The organism is Flavobacterium sp. GSP27 (genome assembly GCF_003970395.1).
Classification (GTDB): domain Bacteria; phylum Bacteroidota; class Bacteroidia; order Flavobacteriales; family Flavobacteriaceae; genus Flavobacterium.
Genome location: NZ_RYDP01000020.1, coordinates 23,826 through 30,649, shown reverse-complemented (window position 1 = coordinate 30,649; position 6,824 = coordinate 23,826). Strand labels below are relative to the sequence as shown.

The following is a 6,824-nucleotide window of genomic DNA, read 5'->3' as shown; positions in this document are numbered from 1 at the left end:
AATCCCTTTTTTTTATCCTTTTCTTAACTTTTTCTTTAACTAGCTGATATCTCGTTTTTTGAAGATCAAAGTTTTTTCTTCTCCACATCTAGATTCAAAAGAAAGGATGACTTTATCTACAAATTTTAGGGGTTCTGCAGCCTTAACTAGTGTAAAATTGCCTTTCCTGTTTATTAAATCTTTAAAAATTCATGCTTTATTGCACTCAGCAATTCACTTTGCGTATTCAAGATAGCATCCCTAACTAGCATTCGAACAAAAAATCCGGTTTAACTCTTTCTTTTCAAACAGAAATCATGCTAAATCATTTCGGTAAACATCATCAAAAAGAACTATTTGCACGATACCTTATATATAAGGAGTACCTATCAATATATTCTCTCCATACTTTTAGAAGATAAATGACGCAAAAGCACTGCAAAACGAATAGTATCAAAAAAGGAACACTGTTGTGCTTCAAAAAAAAAGCACTACTTTGTAACAAAAACCACTATTGACTTACTAACGTATATATGAGTGATAATTTAGAACATTCTTTTGTAATGCAGTTGCAAGAAAATCAGAATATAATCCACAAGATTTGTAGGTTGTATACTAATGGCGATGATGCACACAAGGATTTGTTTCAGGAAATTACGATTCAGTTATGGAAGGCTTTTCCAAAATTCAGAGGTGACAGCAAATTTTCTACTTGGGCGTATCGAGTTGCTTTAAATACAGCAATTACTTTATACCGAAAAACAAAACGATCCATAAACACCATAGAATTTGAAGGACGACAACATTTCCTGAATGACGTGGAATATGATTATGAAGAAGAGGAGCAATTAAAATTAATGTACAAAGCGGTTTACCAGCTGAATGATATTGAAAAAGCATTGATATTTATGTATCTGGAAGATAAGGATTATCAGGAAATATCAGAAACATTAGGAATTAGCGAGGTAAATGCCCGGGTAAAAATGAATAGAATAAAAGGGAAATTAAAAAAAATATTAAATCCGTAAGGAATATGAAAGAGCTGGATTTATTAAAAAAAGACTGGCAGAAGAATGATAATTCTTTTGCGCAAGTATCCGAAACCGAGATTTACAAAATGATTCATAGAAAATCGTCTTCGATTGTGAAATGGATATTTATTATTAGCATCATTGAATTTATAGTGTTAAACACTTTAAGTTTTTTGCTGCCTGATGATAAAATAAGTAAATCTGAATCCATTGAAATTTTCATAACTGTATTAGATTATTTAAGTTACAGTGTAGCATTATTCTTCATGTACTTATTCTATAAAAATTATCGTTCTATTTCAGTCACTTCGAATACTAAAAAACTGATGGAATGCATTTTAAATACCCGGAAAACAGTCCGATACTACATAGGATATAATTTGTTACTTGTGTTTTTTGTTGCTGTACTTTTACTATCCTATGAAATTCAAATTAAGTCTGCAACGACCAATGACGATGGAGTAAGAATATTTTTTACTTGTATTATTATGCTATTGTTTATCCTTATTTTAGTAGGTATGGTATGGCTGTTTTATCAATTGATTTATGGAATTTTACTAAAAAAATTGAATAGAAATTATGCAGAATTAAAGAAAATTGATTTATAAAAAAAGAGGCTTTTGCCTCTTTTTTTAATATTCCCATTTTCTAAATTTATTCAACTCTTCTTGCTCTTTAATATCTTCAGCAGGAATAACTTTAAGGAACGAAGGATGCTGCTCAATAGCAAATTCTACTTTTTTGACTATCTCATCAACTGTATCATTATCATAATCAATATCTAAAGGCTCTTTGATAATGAACGATTGCAGAATTCCTTTCTTTTTCATCCGAAACCCTTTTTTATCAAATGAACGACGAAAACCATCTATAACAATAGGCACCACAATAGGCCTGTGTTGTTTGATAATATGAGCCGTTCCTTTACGAACTGGTTTAAAAGATTTTGTTGTTCCTTGCGGAAAAGTAATTACCCATCCGTCATTTAAGGCTGTTTTTATGTTTTCAGTATCATCCGGGTTAATTTCTTTTTTCTCCTGGACATCAACTCCTTTAGCACGCCAAGTCCGCTCTACAGAAATTGCTCCGGCATACGCCATAATTCTTGGTAACAATCCCGCCTGCATGGTTTCTTTGGCAGCAACATAATAAATATTCATTTTGGGTTGCCACAGATAGCAGACATTCTTAATAGTATCTTCTCGTCCGCTCAAACTTGCGTTAAAAACATGAAACATAGCTACTACATCTGCAAAATAAGTTTGATGATTGGAAATAAACAGCACGTTAGTGTCCGGTAAATTTCTGATAATTTCTGACCCTTCAATTTGCAATTCATTGAATCCTCTATAGCGTCTGTGAGTCACGACACCAAAAATCCGAATTAACCATTTTTTTATAAATAATACATGACCAAAAGGATTTCTCTTAAATAATCCCATAAAATTGTGTGTTTTTTTTAAAAATTCTAAATACAAACTTACGAAAATTATATTTGAAGTTGAGTACTGAAGTACACAGAAAAAAATTGAACATGATAGCCAATTAATTGCTCTTTTCAATTCCTAAACAAAACTATTTTAGCGTAAAACTTCCTTTAACACATCTTTCAATTCGCTCAACATCATCGCTGTAGCTCCCCAAATAATGTGTTCTTCAATTTTGAAAGCCGGTACATTTATATCATTCGCATAAGAAGTTGACAATTTTGCTTCAATTACAATTGCATCGCTTAAAAAAGTTGACAACGGTATTTCGATAATACTGGCTACTTCAGCAGGTTCCAGTACAAATACAAGTTCTTCTTTACTAATTCCCAAAAAAGGATACACCATAAAATTACTTGGCGGAATATAAATTTGAGTAAATGGTTTAATAATTTCAATTTTATCTGGATGGATCCCTACTTCTTCATGTGTTTCACGTAAGGCTGTAATTGCATAATTCCCATCCTGTAATTCATACTTGCCTCCTGGAAATGCAATTTGTGCTGAATGAACTCCTTTATACGAGTTTCTCACAATTAAAACGAAATGAGCACTGTCCTTTTTAGGATAAAAAAGCATCATCACTGCTGCTATTCTTGGATTTTCAGCCTCTATAGTACTCTTTTTCAAGCTTTCCAATCGCTCTAGTGGCGCCATTTTGATATGTGCGTCAAATGCAGGAAGCCCAGCATTAATTAATTTAGGAACAAACCGTAAAAATTCTTGAAAATCCATAATCAAAGTCTATTTTTGTACACTGAAATTTAATATAAATATAGTTTAGAAAATGTGCTTGAGCAAATTTTCCAGGATCAAAAAGCCCCTAAAATGTACAGTAAAGAAGAGACCCAAAGATTAAAGCGAGAATTCTGGATTGCATTTGCAGAAAAATATCCCAGAAAATGGGTCTTATATGATACTAAGATTAAAGATTTCTCCTTTAAATTTTACGTAGACAATAAAAAAGCGCAAGTTTTAATAGATATTGAACATCGAAGTGACGAAAAAAGAATGGCTTATTTTGAAAAATTCGAAGCGTTAAAAAACATTCTTGAAGAGGAATTTATCAAAGATTTGATTTTTGAAAAAGACTACACTCTGGAAAGCGGAAAAACAATTAGCCGCATTTGGGTTGAAAAACTGGGTGTGGGAGTTAGCAATAAAAACTATTGGAATGAAATCTTTGATTTTTACAACGAAAAGATGAATGCTGTAGAATTATTTTATTTAGAATATGATGGTTTCATCAAAGACATCGAAAAGCTTTAAAGGAACAAAATCTAATACGATAATTCACTATTTACATATTGAAAATATTATAAACTATTATCCGATTGTCATAATTGATATAGAGCTGTTTCCTGTTATTTTGTTTTTTTCTGGTTATGATTGAGACGGTACAATCAACGCCTTCATTGTCTTTACAGGTAAATGAATACACAATATCAGTCTCATTTTCTTCGATGGGTTGATACTCGATTATTTCAAATAATTGAATGATTTGAGAATAAACTACAATCCTGTTTTTATCCGTATCCAAAGTAACACGGAGATTGACCAGCTGTAAATCTGACCACTTATCCCCTTTTTCTTTTTTTTCTAAAACACTAAATCCTGATGTTTTAAACGTATAGCTTTGTCCATAAGAAGTATGCAACCCTATGACCAAAAAAAACAATATCTTGTATATTTTTGTCTTTGTCATTGTTTAAAAATTGAAATTCAACACTTCCCTTTTTGCCAATTCAAAATCAGATATCATTTCCTGGACAATTTCTCCCGCTGGTCGTATCGCGTGAATAATACCTGCTATTTGACCAATTTCTAATTCTCCTTCAATTACATCACCCTCAAACATCCCGCGTTTTGCTCTAGCTCTTCCTAATAAGGAAACAATTTCCTCTTTTGTAGGACCACTTTCATACAAATGCTGTACGTCTTGATAGAATTTATTTTTAATCAATCGTACCGGAGCCAGTTCTTTTAAAGTCAATTGTGTATCGCCTTCCTTCACCTTTACGATGATTTCCTTAAAATTATCATGAGCAGATGATTCGATAGACGCTGCAAATCTGCTTCCAACCTGAACGCCATCTGCACCAAGAACCATTACGGCTAACATTGTATGGCCTGTGGCAATTCCGCCGGCAGCAATCAACGGAATCTTTATTTTTTCTTTAACCATAGGGATCAACGCAAGGGTCGTAGTTTCTTCTCTCCCATTATGTCCTCCAGCTTCAAAACCTTCGGCAACAACGGCATCGACACCCGCATCTTGTGCTTTTAACGCAAATACAGAACTGCTGACTACATGCACTACCGTTATGCCATTTTTTTTTAAATATGAAGTCCACGTTTTAGGGTTTCCTGCTGATGTAAAAACAATTTTTACTTCTTCTTCAACAATAATTTTCATTATTTCTTCAATGTTTGGATACAACATAGGAACATTTACTCCAAAAGGTTTTGAAGTCGCTTTTTTACATTTCTGAATGTGTTCTCTCAAAACTTCAGGATACATGGAGCCTGCTCCAATTAATCCTAAACCTCCGGCATTACTGACGGCACTTGCTAATTTATATCCGCTGTTCCAAATCATTCCACCTTGAATGATTGGGTATTTTATTTTGAAAAGGGCTGTAATTTTGTTCATGTGCTCCTACTGTATTATTGTTTCATTATTTTTCCCGTTTTAGAAAAACCAACGGATTCCATTTTATAAAAGTACATTCCTTTCTCCAATGTTTTTAAGGAAATAGTTGCGGATTGAGGAGTTACTTTTTGTTCTAAAATTTTTTGGCCTAAAAGAGTATAAATAAAAACGGTACCCATTTCAAATTTTGAAGGTAAAGAAACCGAAACAAAATCGCTTGTCGGATTGGGATAAATAATAAAATCATCTTTCGAAAAAGAAGCTATGGACAATTGATTGCTTAGCGCCAAATTAAAATCGGGGATTCCATATCCGTACTGATTATTTGGTACTGAAAATTTATCGGATGATTTGAGTACTAATTCTCTAATTTCCCTATTAGTTTTTTTAGGAAATGCCTGCCACAAACACGCTACCATTCCTGCCATAATTGGACTGGAAAAAGAAGTTCCGCTTGCCGTTACAATATTTCCAGCTGCATCTGAAACTACTGCTGCTTGTCCTTGTGCCATTACATCCGGTTTTATTCTTTCGTCAAAAGAAGGACCTATTGAACTGAAAGAAGTTATTACTTCAGAGGAATTTACTGCACCAACTGCAATTACTGAAACAGCATCTGCCGGAACAGCAATATGAGGATTTGAGGAACTTCCTGAATTACCGGCCGATGTCACTAAAACCATTCCTCGGCTAAATGCAATTTCAGCTCCGCGAGACATAAATGCAGTTGTGCCATTCATTTCGGCATACGTATGATTGTAGGCCTGATTATCAAAATCAAAATAACCCAAAGAGGTATTAATAATATCGACCCCTAAACTATCTGCTTTTTCTGTTGCTTCAACCCAAAGTGATTCTTCCACAGGATTTTCAGAAGTATCGTCTTCCGTAATAAATAAATAATAAGAGGCATCAGGTGCCGTTCCTACAAGAGCATTTTCTTTATAACCGCCCATTGTAGAAAGCACAGAAGTTCCGTGTGATACTCCGGTATAAAATTCAGGATCTCTCAAAACATAATTATACCCACCCAAAATTTGGTTATTTTCTCGCAATCGTTGAAAGGGTGGTGTCGTATTTACACCCGGAAATCCGGCATCCATAACGGCAATTATTTTTCCTGATCCAGTATAATTCTGCTGATGCAACAGGTGCCCATTGAGCATCCGTATTTGAGTTGAAGAAGATCCATAAGCGTAATCAATTTTGGTTTTACTAGTCTTGTCCTCTTTTTTTACCTTAATTGATTTTGCGGTTTTACCTTTTTGATTTAACGATTTGTCTGCAAAATCAACTTTATCTACAAAAGAAAATAGGGCTAATGACTGTATCGCCACCTGTTCTCCTCTAACATGAATGGCATTCATCCATTTAGATTTTGCCATAACAGTAATTCCCGATGTAGATTTTACTTGATTAACATAGGAAGCTTCTACCGGAATATCTTTAAAATCTAAGGCAATATTTTGATTGGATCTTCTGTCCAATGCTCTTTGAGAAAGCATTTTCAGTGGTGAATCAACATAGAATTGAGAATTGGGCTTCGCATTAAAATATACCCAAGCATCCTGTTGTGAAAAACACACAGTAGTAATGAATAGAAAAAAGAATAAATAGAATTTTCTCATAGGTAACTATATTGCTAAGATATAAAGATATAGCTTCCAATGAAAT

8 protein-coding genes are annotated in these 6,824 nt (G+C 33.6%); 3 read left to right on the top strand and 5 right to left on the bottom strand.

All coding sequences use genetic code 11. The features are described from left to right. The first annotated feature begins 512 nt into the window (after window positions 1-512). Both EKM05_RS13765 and EKM05_RS13760 read left to right on the top strand, forming a co-directional pair. Window positions 513-1,007: an RNA polymerase sigma factor gene (locus EKM05_RS13765; protein ID WP_126463278.1), complete on the top strand. Its 495-nt coding sequence runs from the start codon at window positions 513-515 to the stop codon at window positions 1,005-1,007. Between the two features lie 5 nt (window positions 1,008-1,012). Next, window positions 1,013-1,618 (top strand): hypothetical protein, encoded by a 606-nt coding sequence (locus EKM05_RS13760; RefSeq protein WP_126463276.1) that lies wholly within the window; start codon window positions 1,013-1,015, stop codon window positions 1,616-1,618. A 24-nt stretch (window positions 1,619-1,642) separates the two neighbouring features. Here the strand turns inward: EKM05_RS13760 and EKM05_RS13755 are convergent, their stop codons facing one another. Both EKM05_RS13755 and EKM05_RS13750 read right to left on the bottom strand, forming a co-directional pair. After that, window positions 1,643-2,452, bottom strand: coding sequence for a 1-acyl-sn-glycerol-3-phosphate acyltransferase (locus tag EKM05_RS13755; RefSeq protein WP_126556199.1), 810 nt, complete (start codon window positions 2,450-2,452; stop codon window positions 1,643-1,645). Window positions 2,453-2,590: 138 nt separating this feature from the next. Next, on the bottom strand, window positions 2,591-3,232 hold the full coding sequence (locus EKM05_RS13750; protein WP_126556197.1) for a CoA pyrophosphatase: 642 nt from the start codon (window positions 3,230-3,232) through the stop codon (window positions 2,591-2,593). Window positions 3,233-3,325: 93 nt separating this feature from the next. Here EKM05_RS13750 and EKM05_RS13745 point away from each other — a divergent pair, with 93 nt between their 5' ends. Next, window positions 3,326-3,766 carry a DUF4268 domain-containing protein gene (locus EKM05_RS13745; RefSeq protein ID WP_126456341.1) on the top strand — a complete coding sequence of 147 codons (441 nt, stop codon included), beginning with the start codon at window positions 3,326-3,328 and terminating at the stop codon, window positions 3,764-3,766. Window positions 3,767-3,797: 31 nt separating this feature from the next. On the opposite strand, the gene EKM05_RS13740 is transcribed toward EKM05_RS13745, so the two are convergent. Genes EKM05_RS13740 through EKM05_RS13730 form a run of 3 tightly spaced genes read right to left on the bottom strand, consistent with a single transcriptional unit; the run spans window position 3,798 to window position 6,778 of the window. After that, entirely contained in the window at window positions 3,798-4,202 is a 405-nt protein-coding gene (locus EKM05_RS13740) for a hypothetical protein (protein WP_126556195.1), read from the bottom strand. A 3-nt stretch (window positions 4,203-4,205) separates the two neighbouring features. After that, complete coding sequence (locus EKM05_RS13735; RefSeq protein ID WP_126556191.1) at window positions 4,206-5,150, bottom strand: nitronate monooxygenase family protein; 945 nt, start codon at window positions 5,148-5,150, stop codon at window positions 4,206-4,208. Between the two features lie 14 nt (window positions 5,151-5,164). After that, entirely contained in the window at window positions 5,165-6,778 is a 1,614-nt protein-coding gene (locus EKM05_RS13730) for a S8 family serine peptidase (protein ID WP_126556188.1), read from the bottom strand. Window positions 6,779-6,824: the final 46 nt, after the last annotated feature.